We start from the raw sequence: 22977 nt of genomic DNA on the forward strand, positions 1-22977 counted from the left end.
CTCAACTAGAGGGGCTTCTCTTCAGTCCATACTTCCAAATAAGTGGTGTAACAACCAGCGTAACTGCTAGATAAATCCAAACACCGAAAGGGATTAATGTTGCACCAAAGTGAATCAACCCGAATACAGGTATCAATAGCGCAAACGGCAGCGTCTTCCATCCATCGCTTTGACTCCAGCTCTCAAAAGGCTCAGAGAAAGGGAGCGTCCCTTTGATGATCTTAAAGCAAATAGCACTGTAGGTGAGCGTCACGAGCAGAACGATAAGAAGGTCAGGGAGAATACGAACACCGAATATCACCAAATAAATCACACTTACCGCGATGTACACAGGTAGAAACAAACGAACAATGAGTGCTTTTAGCGTACCTTTTATACTGTTTGTTAAATCAGTCACTGGCGAAACGTGATAAATCCATGCTCCTTTACTTTTACTAGAATACTGGAGCATAATGACAACACCCGGAATCATCATCAATGCGGCATATATCGATAAATACGATCTACCGCTTCCTAACGCCTCGAATGAACCCGCGGCTGTATAATTATTGTAAAGAAAAACAAACGGAAAGATCATCGCAAAGCCAAGCGATGGATAGATCTTCAATTTTAACTCTCGTTCGTTTTTAAGCATCTTTTCCGCAAAATGATAAAAAGCATGCTCTTCCTTGCTTCGAGTCACAAAAGAAGCGATTCGTTTAAAGAGATCAAATCGCCCTCGCTTCGAAACCTTGGTCGTTTGATCCATTAGTTTCACAAGATTTTCTTCATAGGCAGGAAGAATCTTCATATAAGCAACAAACGAAAGAATCGGAACTAGAAGAGCAAGTGCTGTCAGTACATAATAATAGATTCCTGCTTCACCGTTCAATACGATGGCGAACTGAGCACTAAACCATACCGGAGGCAGAAATAGAGTCCACCATTCAGGTGTGAAGGTTGCCTCTAAATCTACGAACTCAAACGCACGTGCAACAACTTGATAACCAAGTACGATCGTAATCGACAAGCCGATCTGTACATAGTTGATCATATCTCTCAGCCGCTCTCCTCCAAAGAACTTTAAAATTAAGTAATAGAGCATAGCTGTTATCGCTACGATAAACAGATTACTAAGCAAGATTGTGAATACTAGTAACAAGCCAAATAATACTCCGTGTCGAATCGTACCGATAATGAGAGGGATGCTTATGATTGCAGCGGTTACGAAGAATAAATAAATCGTAACGTGAACTGCTTTTGAAGCACTGATCGTTTTACTTGTAATCGGTCTAGTTCCTAGAATCGTTTGATCTCTCACATCGAGAAGGACCGAAGAGAAATCAGAGATCATCGTTGTCATGATCAAAAACATGAACACTCCGAGGACCAAACTCACCTGAAACATGTAGTTTTCACCAAAAAACAAGATTGGTACTAGCGTCAAACCAATAAACGCATAAAACCAGAGTGATTTTAAAAACTGATTACTGTCACTTTTGCTTTTTCCCATATTCTGACTCATTACTGTCGAGGTTCGTCTGCCATCCATCGTAAGTTTAACCTGCAGAATGCGCCGCATCGTACTGTAGTCGATGTCCGCTTTTTCAAAGAGTCCTTTAAACACATCTAACAGCTGCAACGATTTGAAGTTTTTCACCTCTTATCACGCTGTACGATTTGTACAAACTCCTCAGATAAATCCTTATATTCCTTAAACCCAGTCAGCTGGTTAAAAATTTCTTCTAATGAGCCTTCCTTATTCTGTTGCCTAAGCTCCCCGAAGCTTCCATCCGCAACGATCTTTCCCTCGTTAAGAAGCAAGATCCGGCTGCTGATTTTTTCAACGACCTCCATAATATGTGAAGAATAGAAGATTGTTTTACCTTGTTCAGATAGTTTTGCGAGAATTTCTTTGAAGATCATCACACTATTTGCATCGAGACCATTGATCGGCTCATCGAGAAACAAGAGGTCAGGATCATGCAACAGACTCGAAATGAGCAGCACTTTTTGTTTCATACCCTTAGAATAGGATGAGATACGAGAATCAAAGACTTCTTCGAGATCAAATATGCCCATTAACGCTCTCGCTTTTGTCTCTGCCTGTTCAGCGTCCATTCCGTACAATTCTCCTGTAAACGAGAGGTATTCTCGAGCAGATAAATTATCATAAAGATCAGCCATTTCCGGTACATAGCCAATCCTATACTTGTAGTCCACGTTATTCTGCTTTATATTTTCACCGAATATCTCTACCTCACCTGCATATGTTGCTTCAAGTCCAAGCATGATCTTTACTGTTGTGCTTTTTCCTGCACCGTTTGGCCCTATGTAACCGATAATCTGCCCCTCGTATACATCGAGGTCGATGTCATCTAAAACAAGTTTGTCACCGTACCTTTTTGTTAACCCTTTTAAAGAAAGAACTCTATCTGGTTTTTTATCCATAGCATATCCCCCGTTTCATTTACCTGTTACGATGTTCTACGTAATTTTCCACAAAAGGTTTCAGGTGTTTCCTCGTTAAAGAGGATTATAGGCTCAGCCTATAAGGGTATATGACAAGTAAATAATTTTGAGGAGATCGACCAAATGAAGTCATGGTACAAGAAAAAACGTTGGATCGCATTAAGTATCTTTCTACTTATTTATAGTGGTGTGCTAGTCTATCACCGTTTCAAACCTCTTCCTGAAGGCATTTCATACGCCGGAGACGTGCACTCTTTACAAGGTGATGACGTTGAATTTCTATACGACTTAACGTACGACAAAGACGGAAAAGAAGTTTATGATCACTCTATTTTCGATGAAGTGAATAAGACGATTAGAGAAGCTGACGAGTTTCTCGTATTAGACCTTTTCCTTTTCAATGGATTCACGAATGAGAAAAGAGATTATCCTACTATCAGCGAGAACCTATCAAATTCGGTCATTGAAGTAATGGAAGAAAACCCATCATTGAAAGTCGTTTTGATCAGCGATGAAATTAATACGACGTACAATTCTCACGAAGCTCCTCAAATCGATAAACTAAGAGAGATGGGGGCTGAAGTGGTCTATACGGACCTTAATCGTTTACGTGACCCTAACTTGTTTTATTCAGGATTATGGCGCATGACGTTATCATGGTTTGGTCAAAGTGGAACAGGCTGGATTCCTAACCCTTTAGCACCTACAGCACCAAAAGTAACGATGCGTTCCTACTTAGATTTATTCAACATTAAAGCAAACCACCGAAAAACAGTCATGACAGAAGATGAGGGTATCATCATGTCAGCTAACCCTCATGATGCGAGCGGATTTCATTCAAATATCGCTTTTCGAGTAAAAGGTTCCATACTGAATGATTTGATTCGTTCAGAGAAAGCGGTAGCTGCTTTTTCCGGGGGAGATTTATCAGAATTTCCTAATCTTCCTGCAGTAAAGTCATCAGATAAGGAAAGCGACTCAGACATCAAGGGTAGGATCGTCACAGAAAGTAAAATTCAAGATAGCGTAGTAACTGCGATCGATAATGCACAGGAAGGTGATGAAATTAACATCGGCATGTTTTATCTCGCCGATCGTGACATCATCGATGCGATCGTTGACGCAACTGAGCGGAAAGTAAACGTCCGTATGATCCTTGACCCTAACCAAAATGCATTCGGACACCAGAAGATGGGCTTGCCTAACCTCCCTATTACCGGCGAGCTTCATAAACAAGGAGACGACTATTTAACGATTCGATGGTATGACACAAATAAAGAACAGTTTCACACTAAGATGCTGTATGTAAAAGGGCAAGAAGAAAGTACGATCATTGGAGGATCGAGTAATTATACTTCGAGAAATCTGGACGACTACAATATGGAGACTAACATTCACTTAAGTGCCCCAAATGATTCTGAGCTAGTAAAGGAAGTCGATCGGTACTTTGAGCGAATGTGGGATAATGAGGACGGTGTCTATACAGTAGATTATTCTAAGTATCAAAATACATTGTCAGCATTTAAATACATCATGTATATTCTTCAAAAGATGTTCCAGGTTACGACGTACTAATACACAAAAAAACCCCGGGTTTACCGGGGTTTTTTACATACGCTTTGCTTTACTTTTATTTCTCATCTTTCTTACGATCGGATAGATGATCGGGCCGTATTTAATCGCTCGTTTGATTAACTTCTTCATAACGAATGCCTCCCTTTGTAAGAGTGCTATTCCCGAATTCAGCAATCATAAACCAATCGATCAATCCTCATCCTTAACATCTGGATCTTCTGGAAGTGGTTCGTTCATCTCTTCTTCCATTCTCTGTTTATATTTCTCTAGTTGTTCTAAGTGCGTATTGAACTGTTCTTTATAAATCAAATATTGTTCTCCATCATGAAGGACTCGAATACGTTTTTCTTGGATCAGCGTTTCGATGTACTCTTCGGGTAACGATAAATATTCCGCTGTTTCTTTTACTGAGAGATACAAAAAACTCTCCTCCACTTCCTTAAAGGATCACTATCATTATAGCATTGGTATCCTTTGTTTATAGGTATCGATCAATTTTTTATTGTGTAAGTCCGTTCCGTCGATATTCCCGCTCTGAAACACAGGTGGTTCCACACCTCGACGGATCAGCTGATCGATCACTTTGGCAACGATTCCATCTAGTAGCGCCATTCCAACTACAGAAGAAAGAGGACCATATGAAAAGCTATTTTCTATAGAAAACGCAGAATCTCCATGCTCAATATGATTATCAAGTATAAGGTCTGCAACGTCTTTTAAATACAGTCCCTCGTTATGGCGCGAAGGCTCCTGTTCGCTCGCTGCCAATGAAGTCATCGCAATGACAAATGCGCCTTGTTGCGCACTGATACGCGCCACATCAACTGGGACTGGGTTGCGTCCTGAGTTAGATACGACGATCACGACGTCTCCACTCCTGATATCCTGTTGATCCATGAAGGTCGTCGCATACCCGTTCATCCGTTCATACTCTGATGCTTTGCTGCCACCTTGATGTAGCATCAATTCTTCAACAAATATAGGACGAACTGCCGCAATTCCCCCAGCGCGATAAAACATCTCTTCTGCCATCATGTGTGAATGACCACAACCAAAAACATGAATGATATTACCAGATTCCACAACGTCAGTTAGGACGTTAGCAGCTTTATCTATGTTTTGACGTTCCTGTTTTTCAATAAGATTCAACACTTTGGTTATTGCTGAAAAGTATTCTGAAAGCACAGCCATACCTCCTGTAAAAGGTTATCGCTTCATTGTAATGGTAAATTTATAGCGATCCGCCCTATAAGATGACTTCACCACTTCAAGCGGGGTGTCATCAGCAAGCTTCGTGTTTCTTTGGATAAGGAGGATCGGTGAACCCTTTTTTATTTTAAGGTACTGTGATTCCTGCTGCGTTGCGATAGACGACTCTAACACTTGTGTTGCTTCACCAATTTTGATCGAAAGGTGGTTTTCAATATAATCATACAATGACTGACTAACCGTATCCTCTGTTATGCCCTTTACAAGGTTTGCAGAAATAAAAGTAGTCTCTAGCGCCATCGGAATTCCGTCAGCTAGCCTCACACGCTTTATCTCATACACTGGAGCATGCTCCTGGATGTTCAATTGCTCAGAAATAGAGGCTGGTGACGATACGATTTCGAAGCTGATCAGCTTGCTGCTCGGGACCATTCCTCTACTCTGCATATCTTCTGTGAAGCTGGTCAGCCCTACAAGCTGCTGTTCGATCTTCTTCTCAGCCACAAAGGTACCGACTCCTTTTTGACGAAAAAGGTAGCCTGAATTAACGAGCTCTGTGATTGCCTGTCTCACAGTCATTCTGCTGATTTTGAATCTTTCTGCATATTCTCTTTCAGAAGGGAGAGAATCACCTGGCTTAAGCTCTCCCTTGTCAATCATCCCTTTAATCAGTTCTACAAGCTGATAATATATTGGTAAAGGGGATGTTTTATCTATCATCAATACGATTCTCCTTTCAGCCGTGTGGAACGTCTGACAACGCTTTTTGATCGGCAATTATTGTAACGTTTTGGTGCGTTGTTAAAATAGAAGCTGGAAATTCTTCTCCAACGTCCCCATGAAGTAACTGTCGAAGTGCGTGAGCCTTTTCTTCTCCTGATACTAGCAATAGAATTTCCTTACTCTTCATAATCGTTGAGATTCCCATCGTAATCGCTTCTCTTGGGACCTCATCAATACCATTAAAAAACCTTGCATTTGCTTCACGCGTAGATTGAGCAAGTTCTACGACATGAGTTCTTGCATGAAACGATGTCCCAGGTTCATTGAATCCGATATGGCCATTGCTCCCTAAACCTAGAAGCTGAACATCGATTCCCCCGGATTCCTCAATCAACCTTTCATAATTCAAACATTCGCTTGTTATATCCGAAGCCACACCGTTAGGCAGATGCCTTTGTTTAGCAGGAATATCGACCTTATTAAATAGATGGGTTTTCATAAATTGATGATAACTATTAGGGTGGTCCGCAGGTAACCCAACATACTCATCTAAATTAAACGTGCTCACACGGCTGTAAGAGGTGTGGTTTTTGTAATAATCTTCTGCCATTCTTTGATACGTGCCTCTCGGTGTACCGCCTGTAGCCAACCCAAGCGTGACCTCTGGGTTTTCTTTTACCCTTTCAATAAAGAAGTCAGCTGCGAGATGACTAAGTTCCTGATAATCAGTTGCTTTTATGATTCTCATACTGCCCCTCCTTATGTTGACTATGAACGTACACCTTTACAGAACGTAGCATAAATTTCTCCTTCTTCATCAAGAAGGATCAGGTCTGCATCTTTTCCTACTGCGATACTTCCTTTACGATCAAAAACACCTAATTGGCGTGCTGGGTTTTCAGCTGCCATCTTGATCGCACTTTGTAGAGAGCAGCCCGTAAAGGTTTGAATGTTCTTCAAAGCTTGATTCATTTTTAATACACTTCCAGCTAGCGTGCCGTTTTCTAACAATGCCTTCCCATCCTCTACGGAAACATCTTGACCACCAAGGTCATAGCTTCCATTCTTCAAGCATTTCGCACGCATGGAATCTGTTATCAATACGATTCCCTCATCGTTTTTTTGGCGATAAGCTAAATCGATCATTTCAGGCCGCACGTGATGCCCATCCGCAATGATCTCTGCTTTCAGTTCTGGAAATAGCAAAGCAGCGCCGACAACGCCAGGCTCTCGATGGTGAAGTCCTCTCATTCCATTGTAGAGATGTGTTACATGAGTTGCACCATTTTTAATCGCTTCTTGAACATCCTCGTATGTTGCATCAGAGTGACCGATCGAAGCAACGATCCCTTGCTTGGATAAGTAACGAACAAGTTCCATTCCACTGCCTAACTCAGGTGCTAACGTCACGAGCTTTATAGTGCCTTGCGCCAATTCGTTCCATCTCTTAAATACAGAGATATCCGGCTTCTGAATCGCTTCAGAAGGCTGCGCTCCTGCGCGAATGTGATTAATGAACGGTCCCTCTAAATGAACGCCTATAATCTCTGCGTGTCCAGGAGATTGCTTATTTAGTATATAATCTCCTACATTTGATAACGCTGTCTCGATTGCAAGATCATCGTTCGTGATCGTAGTAGCAAGAAAGCTTGTCGTTCCTTCAGAAGGAAGTGTTCTCGCGATCGTTTCAATCGCTTCAGGAGTAGCGTCCATTGTATCTGCTCCATTGGCTCCATGAATGTGAACATCGATCATTCCTGGCAATAAACTATGGTTTTTCGGGGCCTGATAGACCGGTTCATCAGGGCTTGTCTCAAGAGAGTTAGAATGCCCGATCGCTACGATCTTTCCATTTCTAACTTTGAGATAACCATTCTGAATCGTTTCATCTTCAGCATATATTTTCACACGATTTATAACAAAGCTATCTCCATTCATACGATCAAACTCCTTGTTTGGACTTGTTATATAAATTTTATCACCGCAAAGTACAGTTGTCTATACCAGATAAAGCAGCCCAAGATAATTTAGGTCTAAATTGGTATAGACAACTATATTTAAATGTTGTTATGATTGTTTTGGAGTTAAAACGTTTTCAATACGACTAAAAGGAGGTAGAAGTTGTTATGTTAGGAGCTTTACAAAGAATAGGTAAATCATTGATGCTGCCGATCGCTGTATTACCAGCGGCTGCTCTATTGCTTCGTTTAGGACAGGATGACCTGCTGGGAATTCCGTTCGTAGCGGCTGCCGGTGGAGCTATTTTCGATAATCTTGCACTTATTTTCGCTATTGGAGTCGCAATCGGATTTTCAAAGGATGGAAGCGGTGCTGCCGGACTATCAGGTGCCATCGGTTACCTCGTCCTTACTCAAGGAACACAATCCATCGATGAAGATATCGAAATGGCTGTACTCGGAGGGATTATGTCTGGGCTTATTGCCGGCTTATTGTATAATCGGTTTCATAATATTAAATTACCGAGCTGGCTTGGCTTTTTTGGAGGCAGACGTTTCGTCCCGATCATTACAGCAGCAACAATGGTCATTCTCGCAGGTATATTTGGATTTATATGGCCGCCGATCCAGGATGGCATCAACGCACTTGGACAATGGATAATAGACGCAGGTGCTCTTGGAGTAGGGGTATTCGGATTCTTAAATCGACTCTTGATTCCATTTGGATTACACCACGTGCTAAACAGTCTTGTTTGGTTTGTATTCGGTGAATACAATGGTGCAACGGGAGACCTCAACCGTTTCTTTGCAGGAGATCCATCAGCCGGTATCTTCATGACGGGCTTCTTCCCGATTATGATGTTTGGCTTACCTGCAGCATGTCTAGCCATGATCGCAACTGCAAAAAGGGAGAGAAGAGCAGAGGTAAGTGGTATGCTTATCGGGATCGCTTTCGCATCATTTCTTACGGGTATCACGGAACCGATCGAATTTGCATTTATGTTCTTGTCACCATTCCTTTACGTCATTCACGCGCTTCTAACTGCAAGTTCCATGGTGCTTGCATACGTACTTGATATCCATCACGGATTTGGATTCTCGGCCGGAGCGATCGATTACTTTCTTAACTATGGATTAGCTCAAAAGCCACTACTGCTGCTTGGTGTCGGAATAGCCTATGGTATCTTATACTTCATCATCTTCTTTTTCCTTATTCGAGCATTTAATCTTAAAACTCCTGGACGGGAAGATGACGATATGATTGCACAGGATGACACTCCAGCTGAAGGTGATAAATACGATCTTATGGCTGGTCACTTTGTAAGAAGTATCGGTGGAATTGATAACATCTCATCGATCGATAACTGTACAACACGACTCAGGTTACAAATTAAAGATGCTTCACTAGTGAACGAAGCAGAGTTGAAGAAATACGGAGCAAGAGGTGTGGTGAAAGTGGATAGCCGCAACCTGCAGATCATCGTAGGTACGGACGTTGAGTTCGTTGCTGACGCTATGCGAAAGCTTTAATGATATTGCCCGGAAAATATAACGTAAAGAGGCAGGAGAGATCTCCTGCCTCTTTATTTATTCATTTTGTCTAAGAAACCTCCAAGCAAATCTTCATCACTCTCAGGTTCTTCCTCGACTGATGAACTTTGCTCTTGTTTTGCATGCTCCCAGTCGAAATTCATTAGATCATCATCGTTCCGTGTAACTTCTGACTCAGATTGACCTTCTTCAACACGTTCTTGTGTAGGTGCGGCTTGAGAGCCGTTCTCCTGCCAGTAAAGGGCTTCTTCAATATCTAGAGAACTACTTGTAAACGTGGCTAATACCGATGCTGCACGAAGAGGATCTGATAAAATCTGATAAACAATATTGCCTAGAAGTGCCTCAGAGTGTTCATGCTTTAACCAATCCCGCTGGGCTTTGCTCAAACTTTTTGGTAGAGGAACAGTAATGGCCTCTTTATCTCGCTTAATCGTTTGAGTGACACCTTCAAGGACATACTCTGCAATCCGACTCGAGAAATTTCTCTTCTCTTCTTCTTTTAATTTCTGCAATTGTTTCAGAATGTGATCAGGTGTGTCAGAAGGCAGCCGAAACGTGATGGCCTGACCCCTCTGAATCCCTGTCATCCCCGCCTTTTTCATCAAATCACCCTAGTTCTTGACCTTGTGCTTTTCTTCCTTTTTCTCTTTTGAAGACTCTTTTTTAAGCTTTCGATTGTAGTCTGAAATCAACTTATAGTAAGCATTAGACATCATCCAGATGCTTTCTTTTTCATCTTCAAAGAAGTCGATATTATAGCCGTCCAGGTTGTTGTTTAATGTCTTAAGGTAATCTTTAAGGACGATCGAGCCACCACCTACAAAGTAGCAAATTTCAGTTTGAGAGTTCTTTTGCCACACATTACGAAGGTGACGGTACTGTTTCTTTGCAAGTTCAAGAAGAATACGGTCTGTAATATCATGAACACTCGTGCGACTGCCTCGAACCATGATGTGATTACGATCATTTTTCTTGGTGATGATATCGACTACATCGCGTCTGCTGTCTAGCTCAACGCCGTGTTTAGAACGGATTTCTTCACGAATCAATTCTAGCGATTCCGCTACTCCGATGTTAAAACCTTGTGCTTTGTCATCATCAACGTTTCTATTCTTGATAACTGCGATATCAGTAGATAGACCACCAATATCTTGAATAAGAATACGCTTATCGATTAGATCCTTATTTATGATGTTTAGGTCGTTATCCATTACTAGATTGATATAAGCAGCAAAGCCTTCAGGATAAACTTTTACTTCATCAAACTTAATATTAACCTTCTTACCTTGGTGCTTAGGCGTTACTAAGAACTCTACCTGGTGCACAGATCCTAGTAGTCTTGAGCGATAACCTACATCCTTACCTTCCTTCACTTCACGAAGTGGAAGTCCAGTACCGAGTGTATAATTCGCATCGATTACGCCATTCTGATTCTTGAAATTTGCCGTGTTCTTCTCATCCACTGCATCCAACGCAAGTGATGCAAAAAGCATGATCAACGTTTGGTCTTCTTCTGATTTAGCGCTACCTGGATCAAGCTCTGTAGGATTATCACTAGTTGTCGCAAGGTTTCCTACTCGGTAAATCGCATTGTTATCTTGAAGAGCAGGGGAGTGTACTCTGATGTGGATTCCATCAAGAGGATCCTTCGTATCAAGTTCTTCAATACCAATTACAGGACGGTCCTCAATATCTCTTGCTATCACGTTTGGTATGTATAAGTCGGATTCAAGTTTTCCATAAATTCCTTTTAGAGAATCATTACCAACATCAACTGCTGCAATTCTCGAATTACTCATAAATCGATCCACCCTTTCAAATTTAAATGAATCTAGTATTTCTACTATTAAGTTAAAAGTTATAGAAGATTTCGTTTTTCGTCAATGAGTCATTCTATCTAGTTTACAATTATGTATACTTGTGTACAAATTTGTTTACATGTATACATTTTTTGTTTACTTGTTTACAAATACGTACACATGCCGTCACTAAGCCATGTATACAATAAAGTAAACAAGTGTACATATTACGTATACTTGTAAACAGAATTGCAAACAAGTACACACTTTTGTATACTTTTATTTTTTCATTGCAAGTCTCCCCCCTCTACTCTATCCATGCAATCTTTATGTAAGGCCAAATAAAAAGCCAGGCGATCAAAATGCGCCTGGCTAGAATTTATTAGCTATACACGACTTCCTGTTGATACAAACCGAGTGTGTTAGCAGTTGAAGTATGAATTTCTTTAAAAAGTTCAGGGTTCTCAGCTAACGACTGGCCGTAGGAAGGGATCATTTCTTTAATTTTAGGCTCCCAATCTGCCAAATATTGCGGGAAACAACGTTCAAAAAGCTCAAGCATTACATGAACAGCTGTAGAAGCACCCGGAGAAGCACCAAGTAGAGCAGCGATCGAGCCATCAGAAGCGTTTACAATCTCAGTGCCGAATTGAAGCGTCCCCTTGCCACCAGTTTCCGTATCTTTGATAACCTGCACACGCTGACCTGCTACAACAATTTCCCAGTCTTCAGATTTAGCATCTGGAATAAATTCACGTATCTCTTCCATGCGCTGCTCGTGAGACTGCATCACTTGTTGAATCAAGTATCTTGTAAGTCCCATCTCTTTCATTCCTGCCGCCATCATCGTTAACACGTTGTTTGGTTTAACAGAGCTGATCAGATCAAGATTTGAACCGCCTTTTAAGAATTTTGGCGAGAAACCAGCAAATGGGCCGAATAGCAAGCTTTTCTTATTGTCGATATACCTCGTATCCAGGTGTGGAACAGACATTGGAGGGGCTCCTACTTTGGCTTTACCGTATACTTTCCCATGGTGCTGCTCGATTACCTCTGGGTTTTTACACACCATAAAGAGTCCACTTACAGGAAACCCGCCAATATGCTTCGATTCAGGGATACCCGTCTTCTGTAGCAAATGAAGACTTCCCCCTCCACCTCCAATGAAAACGAAGTCGGCGGAATGGTATTCCAAGTTATCGTTTTCCATATCTTGAACCTTAACTTCCCATTGTCCGTCTTTCTTACGCTTAATATGTTCTACACTATGATTATAATTGATGGCAACGTTTTCACTTTCTAAATTCTTAAATAGTAAACGCGTTAGCGCACCAAAATTAACGTCTGTTCCGGAGTCGATTTTCGTAGCTGCAATTGGTTCAGTTGATGAGCGTCCGTTCATAATAAGTGGCATCCACTCTTTAAGCTTCTCAGGATCATCTGAAAACTCCATACCTTGAAACAAAGGCTTCTTTGACAACGCTTCCATCCGCTTTTTCAAGAATGCCACATTCGCCTCACCATGTACGAGACTCATATGGGGAATCGGCATGATAAACTCTTGAGGATTATCGATCAAGCCTCTGTTTACGAGATGAGACCAATACTGTCTTGATAACTGAAACTGCTCGTTTACTTTAACAGCTTTACTAATGTCGATCGATCCATCTGCTTTTTCAGAAGTATAGTTGAGCTCACAAAGCGCAGCATGGCCTGTCCCAGCGTTATTCCACTCATTAGAGCTTTCCTCTCCTGCACGGCTTAGCTTTTCAAATGCTTTTATGTTCCAATTCGGTGCTAACTCTTTCAGTAATGATCCCAAAGTGGCACTCATGACACCAGCACCAATTAAGATAACGTCTTTTTTGTGATTGTTACTCATGATATCCTTCCTTATCTCTAATAGTAATAAAGAGTATGCGCACAAGCTTCATCAAAGCAAGGCGTCACTTTGGCACTTTCTTTTTCTATCTCCATTATAACCATTTTATAGATTTATTTCACAATTGTAAAAAATATCTATGAGTTGCAATCCTAATGGAAAGGGAAACGGCTATCATAGGGAGAGAGTTTGCAGTAATATAAAAGCGTTTCTCCTATTAGAGAAACGCTTTAGTAGACTTTCATTACTTATGATACGGTTCACCACGGTTAATCTTGAACGCGCGGTAGATTTGCTCGACGAGAACAAGCCTCATAAGCTGATGAGGGAACGTCATCTTAGAAAAGGATAGTGTATCATTCGCTCTTGTCATAACGTCCTCACTCAAGCCTAGAGAGCCTCCTATGACGAACGCTACTTTACTTTTACCATATGTGGCGAGCTGATCCAGGTCTTTCGCCAGTTTTTCAGAGGTTTTCATGTTTCCTTGAATCGCTAATGCGATCACGTGAGCGTCTGGAGAGATTTTCGATAGAATTCTGTTCCCTTCAGCTTGTTTAACCTGTTCCATTTCAACTTCACTAAGATTCTCAGGTGCTTTTTCATCTGGGACCTCGATCACTTCTATTTTTGCATAAGGTCCAAGTCGTTTCGTATACTCAGCAATTCCTTGTTTAAGGTATTTTTCTTTTAATTTTCCTACCGTCACGATGCTGATATTCAAATCGATCATTCTCCTCCCACAGTCGTTCTATATACAGTACATCCACAATTAATAAACATGTTATCAACAGAACTTATCCACATATACACATTTTCTATCCACATGTCGTGACCGAATATTAGTTCGACACCATATATACGGCAGGTTTACTGCAATATTTACATGTTGTGGACAAGTTTCCATCATTCTTTTCAAGCTTTTCTAAAACAGGAAACTGCTCCGTTTCATCTACAGTCACATCTAAAGCAAGCTCTACATGCTCTTCACAACAATGAATCTTCATTTAAGCCATCCTTTCTAGTTATCCACTGTGCATAACTCAAACAGTAAAACAGGAGAGTTTCCTCTCCTGTTAATAAGTGATTTATGAGGTTTGTTGTTCAGATAACGTTACCTTTACATTTTGCTTTTTTCCTTCACGATAAATCGTCATCGATACTGTATCCCCGATTTCTTTTTTGGAATAAAGAAACTTCCGTAAGTCTATTGAGTTCTTGATCGTTTCTCCGTCTATCGCAGTAATCACATCCAACTCTTTAAGTCCAGCCTGATATGCTGCTGACGTTGGAAATACACTCATGATGACAACACCGTAATCAATATCCATTGGAAGCTTTAACGATTCACTCCAATGGTAAGTTGGTATTTCAGATAACGATTTCGTTCCAACCCCTATTTGAGGTCTTCTGACTTCACCATAAGTCTCTAAGTCGTTAATGATCGGTTCTGCGATATTGATAGGGATCGCAAATCCAATTCCTTCAACACTCGACCTCGCAATCTTCATCGAGTTAATACCGATCAACTGGCCAGAAATGTTAATTAAAGCTCCTCCACTATTCCCTGGATTGATAGAGGCATCTGTTTGAATAACATCGGCATTCCAATCGATCGTTCCGTTTTGGTCTGTATCGACCGGAAATGAGCGCTCAGGATTACTTACGATACCTTGAGTGACAGTGCCTTCAAGAAAGCCGAGTGGATTACCGATTGCGACCGCTGGCTCTCCTGGCTTTAATTTATCCGAATCTCCAAAATCAGCTACCATCGTAACGTTATCAGAAGGTATTTTTAATACAGCAAGGTCCATTAACGGATCGGTCCCGACAAGCTCAGCAGCCACACGTTGTTCTGCGCTTAAACTAACTTCGATTTGACTCGCACCCTGAACAACATGATTGTTTGTAACGACGAACGCTGTATCGCCCTTCTTCTTGTAGATAACACCTGAACCAGCCCCAGCTTCACCGTAATCTTCAGCCCAGAAATCTGTTTTCTGAAGGTTGATGACCCCTACAACAGCTTCATTGACCTTTTCAACCGCAGAAGTAATATCATTCGTTACATCTACACTGATACTTTTTGTTATCGGATCCTGGTCAAGCTGACCGTTCGATTCCTCTTCAGGTGCGGGAGATGTTACTTCTGGTAATACTCCAAGCCCAGACAAGGCTGGAACCGTAAAAAGGATGATCAATGCACCTAAAATAGCACCAAGAAATCCAGCAACAAGTGCACCACCACGGTTTCCTTTTTGTTTAGTGGTCCGGTTATAATCCTCACCATCATAAAAGCCCAATTTTTTCACCTTTCCTTTCCTATCAAAAAAGGTGGACCTAATTGAGACTATCCATCCAACCTTGAACAGACATCATACTTTTGTTAGAAGCGTAGGGGTTGTAGGATCTGTATCATAGAGATCGAACTGTTCACCTACAGCAAAACCATTTTGTTCAAGAGACTGTTGAACTGACAATCTTGCCAGGTCCTTCATGTTATTATCTTTACTTAAATGGGCTAAATAAATACGCTTCGTTTTATCACCGATGATATCTGCGAGGGCTGCTGCTGCATCTTCATTCGAGACGTGTCCCATATCTCCAAGAATTCGTCTCTTAACGTTCCAAGGATACCTTCCCATCATCAACATATTGATGTCATGGTTTGCTTCAAAGATAAGCATATCCGAATCCCGAATCGTCCCCTTGATCCGTTCACTAACATAGCCAAGGTCGGTTGCTAGACTCAGCTTCTTCCCTTCATGATGAAACACGTAAAACATGGGCTCAGCCGCATCGTGAGAAACACCGAATGATTCTACATCTAAGTCGTGAAATGTTTTAACAGTCTCCATGTCAAAATGGAACTTCTGGTCGAGAGGAATTTCACCGATCGACCGCTCCATTGCATTCCATGTTTTTTCATTTGCATAGATCGGTAGTTTGTAACGACGAGCAAAAATCCCTAGACCTTTAATATGGTCACTATGTTCATGAGTTACGAGCAAACCATCTATTTCTTTAGGATCGATGTGAGCTTTGGCGAGTAGCTCTTCAAGCTTCTTCCCGCTCAACCCTGCATCTACCAAAAACTTTTGTTTCTCTGTACCGACAAATAGTGCATTCCCCGTACTACCACTTGCAAGCACGCTAAATTTAAGAGACATATTCCATTCCTCTCCTACTTTTCACCCGAAGAAGGTTGTGGTGTTGAAGGGTCCAGATCTTTCCCTTGATTATCACCGTTACCTTCCTCTTCACTCTCTTCAATTTCTTCGTCATCTTCCGTAGCACTAAACACGTTCTTTTCAATTGCGTCTACATAGTAAACCTCAGGCTCTTGCTCTTCATTCTTTGAATTCGTTAAAACAACGCGCCACGTTGGAACAAACACAATCTTCTCTCTTTCATCCTCATTCGTTACGGTATAGTAGCCGAGAGAGACATCTTCAACAACGTCGTTCAATTCGATATACTGTTGGTTTAATAATACTTCGATTGCATCAGAAGCAGGATCGATCTTTCTCTCTTCAGTAATGGAACTGAGGTCAAGATACGTTTGTGTATAAGACGTGACTTTATTGTCTTCCATACTTACGATCAGCATCCCAGAATTTTGATTGTAGATCGGGCGATCATCTTTGTACGTTTCTACGAAATAGATGATATTCTTATCATCTGCTGAATGAGAGTATTCATATTTTGAACCTTCATACACATAAGTCTCTAAGAAGATTGAAAAGGCTGAAGCTCGAGTTGGGTCGTTGATGGGATATGGCTTCTCGAGCGTGGAGATCAGCTTATTCCCATCTAACTCAATTTCCTGACTCGTCCCTTCTTCCAATGTTTTTTCTTCTTTTTCATTGAATTCATGGACTTTACCACTTATATAAGGCATGTTTTCAGTCTGAACGGTTGGCTTTTTCTTGTAGGTGACGTTAAAGCTATCAAGCTTTTCTTCGAGAGTTACCTGCTGAAGCTGCTCAAGACCACTAATATCCGTTCGTTTTGAAATCAAATCACTGAGTAGAAAAATGTTAAAAACAAGGAAGGTTAGGATGAGTATGGTTTTCGTTCTATTCCAATCCAAAATCATTCCCTCCTTGCTCTAAATTCTCAAGCGGCGTCCATGATTGGTTCAACTTAACATACCACTGAGGCATCAGAACGAAATCCTGGTTACTGTTTTCATCTCGATCAATCGTATAACCGATCGTAAAATTCGTTATCGCACTTTTTTTGAAGTTGCCTTCATCTAATAGCGAGACTACTTTTTCGTAAGAAGGTAGCCCTCTTGTTTCAATGTCATTGGCGAATTGGACCACCTTCAACATGCGCTTATACGTACTGATCTCATTGTTCTTTAAAGTTACATTTATTTCATCTAAATCCTCTTGATATGGACTGAAAACAGGGTATCCTTCCGTATTCAATCTAAAGGTTATTCGGTCTGTCTTCGTCTTCGAAGATGTGACCCATTCGCTCAGAAAATAGTCATCATTCGGATCACTTATCTGAAAACCAAAGTGCTTATTAACAAATCCATAAGCATTCAAAATCGGAGCTTCATTCGCCACAAATTTGCTTGATGTAGAAGGTGGGTTAATAAAGCCCATATAATTATTCGTCTTATCATAATTCAAATCGCGACTTCCATCCGTATATAAAGAAGAGGAATTAATAACCGTGTTTTCTTCTACAGCATTTTCATCTGGAAATAGAGCTGTGATAAAAGCGTCTATATTGGTTAATTCATCGGTTCTAACATCATACAGCCTCATCTGAATTTCATTTGTAGGTAAATAAAAGATCGGCGTATTTTCGTTAGGTTGATAAGAACGAGCACGCGTTATTTTCCCGTTAGATTCCAGAAGAGAGGAGAAGTCTTCACTGAACCACTCTTTCATATCTCTAGACACGTCGACCGTTGCTCTCATCCCAATCTGACTAGAGCTATTTAAAAAGATAACTTCATTGTTTTTCCCAGATTGGGCTGAAGGAACGATAAGTCGATCAAATACTTCTAGTGGAATATCACCCTTTGCAACACTCACTAGACTTTTTAACACATCGTTTGAAAGTGAAGTTGGAAAAATGAACTCAATGCTTTCTTCACGATTGATCAGACTGTCGATATTATCTACCATCGTTACAGACTTAATCCTTGTACCGGAGATGAAATCCGTATAAAAGGAATCGATGGTTTCTCTTTCAAATGACGTGTAATGGCTATCGTTTTGATGAAACACAATTTGATTCGGTTTAACGACCTGACTTAGATCAACTTCTTTGACACCTACCGTTCTATTCTCAGAAGGCGTTGTTTCCCTCTCATAATCCGGCTCGAAGGTCCAAATCTGCCAGGTTAATACAAGGCTCAATACGACTAAAACGTTCAATAAAATCGTTTTGATCGTCTCCAAATGTTTCTTAGTCATTCTCATTCTCTTCGACCTCCCTTATTCGCTTATAAGGAAGTGTAAAGTAAATTGTCGTTCCTTTACCCCACTTACTTTCTGCCCAGATGTCCCCATGGTGCGCATTGATCATTTCTTTTGCGATCGCTAATCCAAGACCCGTACCGCCTAATTGACGAGAGCGCGCCTTATCGACTCGATAAAAGCGATCGAATATTTTAGACAAGTTGTTCTTTGGAATTCCAACACCCTGATCACTGATACTAACACGAACTTTTTTACCGATCGTCCAGCAGCGAGCTGTGATCGTTCCACCTTCAGGCGAATATTTGATGGCATTGGAAATGATGTTGTCGAGCACCTGAGTCATCTTATCTCGATCGATTCTCGTATAGATTGCAGCAGTAGGAAGCTGACGAACGATCTCAATGTTTTCACGCTTAGACATCTCGAACCGATCTAGAACTTGATCAAACATCTCTACAAAGTCAACCTCGCTAAATTCAAGGCGATATTCCTTTTTATCCATCTTTGAGAGTTGAAGAAGGTCGTTTACGAGTCTGATCATACGCTCTGTTTCGTTCTGAGTCACACTTAAGAAGCGTGGCGCAATCTCTGGGTCAGAAAGAGCACCATCTTGAAGAGCTTCTAAATAGCTTCTCATCGTTGTAAGTGGTGTACGAAGCTCATGAGAAACATTCACAACGAATTCTCTACGTTCTTGCTCTAGCTGCTCTTGTTCAGTAATATCATGCAGAACGGCAATTAGACCATTGATAGGTCCATCTTCTTTATGAATAATAGAGAAGTTCACGCGAATGATAAATGTTTGATGTTCATTACTTAAATCGAGGATAACAGAGTCTGGACCATTATAAAGATCATCCCACGTTTTTTCCTCAGCGTATTGGAGAACCTTATTTAACGGCGTACCTAAGGCTGTTTCACGCGAAACATCCATCATCTCCTCAGCTCGATCATTCATAAGGATGATCATCCCTTCACGATCTGTTGCGATAACACCATCTGTCATATAGGCAAGAACGGAAGTTAGCTTACGACGCTCTCCTTCTGTAATCGCATTCGCTTCTTGTAACCTTCTAGTTAAATCGTTAAAAGCTAGCGCAAGTTGACCGATTTCGTCTTCTCCGTATACCTTTACCTTACGAGTAAAATCTCCGCGTGCCATAACAAGTGCCTGTTTACGCATATCAGAGATCGGCCGCGTAATCGTACGAGAAATAACGATTCCTAATAAACCTGTTAAGACAAGCGCGATAAGCGCAGATTGAGCCAATAATTTATTTACCTCGTTCGCTTGCTTAAATACATGTTCCATATCAGCTTGAATATAGACAGCACCTACAGTTGAATTCGTATCGCCTACTACCGCCACACTGTAGACGAAAAACCGCTCTCCATCTTCATCCACTAATATTTCTTGATCATCAATTCCATTGAGAGCACTATTCACGTACTCATTTGTTGAAAGCGATCCAACTAATTCATCATCATAGAGAGAACCTACGATCTGACCAAGTGAATTGATGACATAGATTTGGCGAATCTCCTTTTGGTTAAAATTCGCTATTAATTCTGCTATCGAATTGCTTTCCTCATCACTCTTACTGTTGATTTGACTGGACACATTTTCAGCCAGCAGCTGAGCACGGTCTTTCACTGAATTCACATAGTTCTGTTCAAACTGTTCTTCAAGCTTGTCGTTAAAATAGACGGAAATAAATTGGATCGCGATAAGGATAAGAAGAACATATACGATTGCAAATTTAAAATGTATGGATTTAAAAAAGCCCACTTTCCCCATTTATATCAGACTACTCCTGTTCCGGCTCACGCATATAGTATCCAACCCCACGGCGAGTAATGATCCATGATGGATGACTAGGGTTATCTTCTACCTTTTCTCGAAGTCTGCGCACAGTGACATCTACTGTTCTTACATCACCAAAATAATCATAGCCCCACACTGTTTGTAATAGGTGCTCACGGGTCATTACCTGGCCAATATGCTTCGATAGATAGTGAAGTAATTCAAATTCTCTATGCGTTAATTCGATCGACTCTTCTCGCTTTGTCACTAGGTACGCATCTGGATGAATCGTCAACGCACCTACGTTAATAACAGAGTTTGTCGATGATTCCTTTTCAGGCTCCTGTTGGCGTCTTCTTAAGTTTGCTTTCACTCTCGCAATTAACTCTCTCGTACTGAAAGGCTTCGTAACATAGTCATCTGCCCCTAGCTCAAGACCAAGCACTTTATCGATTTCAGAGTCTTTTGCAGTAAGCATAATGATCGGCATTTCGTATTTCTTTCTCACTTCTCGACACACTTCCATGCCATCACGCTGAGGAAGCATGATATCAAGAAGAATCATGTCTGGATTTTCTTCTTCAACTTTTGCAATTGCTTCATCTCCATCGTAAGCGCATACAACGTTAAAGCCTTCCTTCTCAAGATTAAACTGAAGTATATCAGCGATCGGTTTTTCATCATCTACAACAAGAATTTTCTTGTCCATTATGAACGCTCCTTTTTATTAATACAGGTAATATGTATTCTCAAGTAAAAGTCATGTCTTATTTCGTCTATTCTATCATATTATAACTATTTTATTTATCCTCTACCCTTTACCTTCAAATGTAAAAAGAAAACCTTCAGCAAAAACTGAAGGTTTTTCTTTCCTATAGGTAATCCATTGGATTTTCAAGTTTACCATTTTTATATACTTCAAGGTGCAGGTGAACTCCCGTTGATTTACCAGTCGTACCCATCACACCGATCTTGTCACCTTTTTGAACAGTATCTCCGACAGATACCGAGATGGATGATAGATGAGCGTACGTTGTTTTCATTCCGTTATTATGGTTGATCGTAACTTGGTTACCGTAACCGCTTCGCTTACCAGCTGCAGTGACTGTTCCATTATCTACAGTCTTGATCGTCCGATCAGAGACGCCTGCGATATCGATTCCTTTATGGAACGATCCCCAACGTTCTCCCTGTTTACTTGTTATCGTACCACCAACTGCAGGCCACGCGAATGATCCTGTACCTTTAGAAGGAATCTCTTTTGTACCGATCGTAACCTTCTCCTTAACGGGTTCCTTCGTCACTTCTTCTTTAATAATTTCTTTGTTAGTGATTTCACCATTTTCTCGTGAAATACTATACGTTACCTTCTTCTCACCTTTTTCCCCGGTTTGAGTAACGTCTTTCTTTCCTTTTAGAAGAGAATCACTTTTAGTGGTTTCTGTATCGAAATCAATCTCTTCATCTTTCGTAACTTCTTCTGTTTCTAGTACTTTTACGAATTGTTTCTCTTCTAGAACCGTTACCTTATCGCTCTCAAGCTTATCGTCTTCTGCAAGGTCATTTAGTTCTCTGATCTCTGCTTCTTCCATGTCATATTCATCCGCAAGATCAGCGAGCGTTTCATCTTCCGAAACTTCTATCTCAACTTCTTTAAGATAACCATCCTCAATTTGCGTGACGCCTTCTTCTTCAGTCAACACATTATGCTTCTTCGCTTCAACTTCCTCAATAAAGAGGTCAGAAGAAAGCTCTAAGTAGTCAGCAGGATGTTTCTCGTTATCTTCATCGATTTTACTTTCGATCTCTTTGACCTTATCATCTGAAAGAAATGGCTTTGCGTATACCCAAAGCGCATCTTTCGCGCTAGATTCACTCGAGAAGATGCCGACAGATTCATTCTCAAATGACAGTTCATAGCCCTTTGCAACGAAAGTGAGCTCATCTGCAACCTTATCTAACGTCTCTTCATTATCATATGAAGGCTGAAACAAGCGTTTAGGGACGATTTGAAGATCGTTTTCGACCATCAAAGTTAACTCACCTGTTTGTTTTTCTTCTTTAATCTTGTCTACTTGCTCTTTCAATTGCTCTTTATCATCGATCGTTCCTATATTACTACCATCTATGTATACGTGATAGACTGGTTTCATCATATTATATACAGTAGCACCCGCTGGCTCGATACCAGTCACCATGCTAACACTTATCAACGAGACCAAAACAGCGGATTGACATATTCGTTTTACTACTTTAGGTGTTGCCATAATGTTTCCTCCTGCGATTTGCCTACGCAAAAAATTAACTCACGATTTGAATCCTACCATATATATAAAGTCAATAGGGTATTACTCCCCAATTTGTAACAAGAATGTAGTCTATTCGTCATGATTGTGGTATTCCTTGGGAAGATTTCTAGTATTTTCGGGTATGTTGGAACATAAAAAAGCATATCTCAAAGGAGATATGCTTGTATCTTAAGCGATTATAAGTTAAAAATGGTGGCTCCGGACGGAATCGAACCGCCGACACGTGGATTTTCAGTCCACTGCTCTACCGACTGAGCTACAGAGCC

Annotated in this window: 21 protein-coding genes and 1 tRNA gene; 2 read left to right on the forward strand and 20 right to left on the reverse strand. The window is 40.9% G+C overall.

Annotation, left to right across the window (positions count from 1 at the left end; genetic code table 11):
* Window position 1 precedes the first annotated feature (1 nt).
* Both PFZ69_RS08400 and PFZ69_RS08405 read right to left on the reverse strand, forming a co-directional pair.
* Window positions 2–1639: a hypothetical protein gene (locus PFZ69_RS08400; protein WP_270180553.1), complete on the reverse strand. Its 1638-nt coding sequence runs from the start codon at window positions 1637–1639 to the stop codon at window positions 2–4.
* Complete coding sequence (locus PFZ69_RS08405; protein ID WP_270180554.1) at window positions 1636–2430, reverse strand: ABC transporter ATP-binding protein; 795 nt, start codon at window positions 2428–2430, stop codon at window positions 1636–1638. The genes PFZ69_RS08400 and PFZ69_RS08405 overlap by 4 nt, the downstream gene beginning before the upstream one ends.
* 144 nt (window positions 2431–2574) lie before the next feature.
* On the opposite strand from PFZ69_RS08405, the gene PFZ69_RS08410 reads away from it, so the two are divergent.
* The gene (locus PFZ69_RS08410; protein ID WP_270180555.1) at window positions 2575–4026 is read left to right on the forward strand and encodes a phospholipase D family protein; all 1452 of its coding nucleotides are present in this window, start codon (window positions 2575–2577) and stop codon (window positions 4024–4026) included.
* Window positions 4027–4215: 189 nt separating this feature from the next.
* Here the strand turns inward: PFZ69_RS08410 and PFZ69_RS08415 are convergent, their stop codons facing one another.
* The 5 genes from PFZ69_RS08415 to nagA are packed head-to-tail and all read right to left on the reverse strand — an operon-like array spanning window position 4216 to window position 7896.
* Window positions 4216–4446, reverse strand: coding sequence for an excisionase family DNA-binding protein (locus PFZ69_RS08415; protein ID WP_270180556.1), 231 nt, complete (start codon window positions 4444–4446; stop codon window positions 4216–4218).
* A gap of 36 nt (window positions 4447–4482) precedes the next feature.
* Window positions 4483–5217 (reverse strand): SIS domain-containing protein, encoded by a 735-nt coding sequence (locus PFZ69_RS08420; protein WP_270180557.1) that lies wholly within the window; start codon window positions 5215–5217, stop codon window positions 4483–4485.
* Between the two features lie 15 nt (window positions 5218–5232).
* Window positions 5233–5955 carry a GntR family transcriptional regulator gene (locus PFZ69_RS08425; RefSeq protein WP_270180558.1) on the reverse strand — a complete coding sequence of 241 codons (723 nt, stop codon included), beginning with the start codon at window positions 5953–5955 and terminating at the stop codon, window positions 5233–5235.
* 16 nt (window positions 5956–5971) lie between these two features.
* Window positions 5972–6706 (reverse strand): glucosamine-6-phosphate deaminase, encoded by a 735-nt coding sequence (gene nagB / locus PFZ69_RS08430; protein WP_270180559.1) that lies wholly within the window; start codon window positions 6704–6706, stop codon window positions 5972–5974.
* Window positions 6707–6726: 20 nt separating this feature from the next.
* Window positions 6727–7896: an N-acetylglucosamine-6-phosphate deacetylase gene (nagA, locus tag PFZ69_RS08435; protein WP_270180560.1), complete on the reverse strand. Its 1170-nt coding sequence runs from the start codon at window positions 7894–7896 to the stop codon at window positions 6727–6729.
* Between the two features lie 188 nt (window positions 7897–8084).
* Here nagA and nagE point away from each other — a divergent pair, with 188 nt between their 5' ends.
* Complete coding sequence (gene nagE, locus PFZ69_RS08440) at window positions 8085–9446, forward strand: N-acetylglucosamine-specific PTS transporter subunit IIBC (protein WP_270180561.1); 1362 nt, start codon at window positions 8085–8087, stop codon at window positions 9444–9446.
* A 53-nt stretch (window positions 9447–9499) separates the two neighbouring features.
* Here the strand turns inward: nagE and PFZ69_RS08445 are convergent, their stop codons facing one another.
* The 13 genes from PFZ69_RS08445 to PFZ69_RS08505 form a co-directional block, all read right to left on the reverse strand.
* On the reverse strand, window positions 9500–10072 hold the full coding sequence (locus PFZ69_RS08445; protein ID WP_270180562.1) for a hypothetical protein: 573 nt from the start codon (window positions 10070–10072) through the stop codon (window positions 9500–9502).
* 9 nt (window positions 10073–10081) lie between these two features.
* A complete protein-coding gene (locus tag PFZ69_RS08450; protein WP_270180563.1) occupies window positions 10082–11269 on the reverse strand; it encodes a ParM/StbA family protein in 1188 nt (395 codons plus the stop codon).
* A 382-nt stretch (window positions 11270–11651) separates the two neighbouring features.
* The gene (locus tag PFZ69_RS08455; RefSeq protein WP_333489732.1) at window positions 11652–13166 is read right to left on the reverse strand and encodes a malate:quinone oxidoreductase; all 1515 of its coding nucleotides are present in this window, start codon (window positions 13164–13166) and stop codon (window positions 11652–11654) included.
* Window positions 13167–13395: 229 nt separating this feature from the next.
* Window positions 13396–13875 carry a 23S rRNA (pseudouridine(1915)-N(3))-methyltransferase RlmH gene (gene rlmH, locus PFZ69_RS08460; protein ID WP_270180648.1) on the reverse strand — a complete coding sequence of 160 codons (480 nt, stop codon included), beginning with the start codon at window positions 13873–13875 and terminating at the stop codon, window positions 13396–13398.
* Between the two features lie 118 nt (window positions 13876–13993).
* Window positions 13994–14158: a CxxH/CxxC protein gene (locus PFZ69_RS08465; RefSeq protein WP_270180564.1), complete on the reverse strand. Its 165-nt coding sequence runs from the start codon at window positions 14156–14158 to the stop codon at window positions 13994–13996.
* Between the two features lie 81 nt (window positions 14159–14239).
* Entirely contained in the window at window positions 14240–15454 is a 1215-nt protein-coding gene (locus PFZ69_RS08470) for a S1C family serine protease (protein ID WP_270180649.1), read from the reverse strand.
* Window positions 15455–15526: 72 nt separating this feature from the next.
* Window positions 15527–16321: an MBL fold metallo-hydrolase gene (locus PFZ69_RS08475; RefSeq protein ID WP_270180565.1), complete on the reverse strand. Its 795-nt coding sequence runs from the start codon at window positions 16319–16321 to the stop codon at window positions 15527–15529.
* 14 nt (window positions 16322–16335) lie between these two features.
* Window positions 16336–17244: a two-component system regulatory protein YycI gene (locus tag PFZ69_RS08480; RefSeq protein WP_270180566.1), complete on the reverse strand. Its 909-nt coding sequence runs from the start codon at window positions 17242–17244 to the stop codon at window positions 16336–16338.
* On the reverse strand, window positions 17231–18598 hold the full coding sequence (locus PFZ69_RS08485) for a YycH family regulatory protein (protein WP_270180567.1): 1368 nt from the start codon (window positions 18596–18598) through the stop codon (window positions 17231–17233). The genes PFZ69_RS08480 and PFZ69_RS08485 overlap by 14 nt, the downstream gene beginning before the upstream one ends.
* Window positions 18585–20396, reverse strand: a complete 1812-nt coding sequence (gene walK, locus PFZ69_RS08490) for a cell wall metabolism sensor histidine kinase WalK (protein WP_270180568.1) — start codon at window positions 20394–20396, stop codon at window positions 18585–18587. The genes PFZ69_RS08485 and walK overlap by 14 nt, the downstream gene beginning before the upstream one ends.
* Window positions 20397–20406: 10 nt before the next feature.
* Window positions 20407–21111 (reverse strand): response regulator YycF, encoded by a 705-nt coding sequence (gene yycF, locus PFZ69_RS08495; RefSeq protein WP_270180569.1) that lies wholly within the window; start codon window positions 21109–21111, stop codon window positions 20407–20409.
* Window positions 21112–21274: 163 nt separating this feature from the next.
* Window positions 21275–22669 (reverse strand): M23 family metallopeptidase, encoded by a 1395-nt coding sequence (locus PFZ69_RS08500; RefSeq protein ID WP_270180570.1) that lies wholly within the window; start codon window positions 22667–22669, stop codon window positions 21275–21277.
* Window positions 22670–22901: 232 nt separating this feature from the next.
* Window positions 22902–22977, reverse strand: a tRNA-Phe gene (locus PFZ69_RS08505).

This window comes from Alkalihalobacillus sp. CinArs1 (assembly GCF_947387515.1).
GTDB lineage: Bacteria > Bacillota > Bacilli > Bacillales > Guptibacillaceae > Guptibacillus.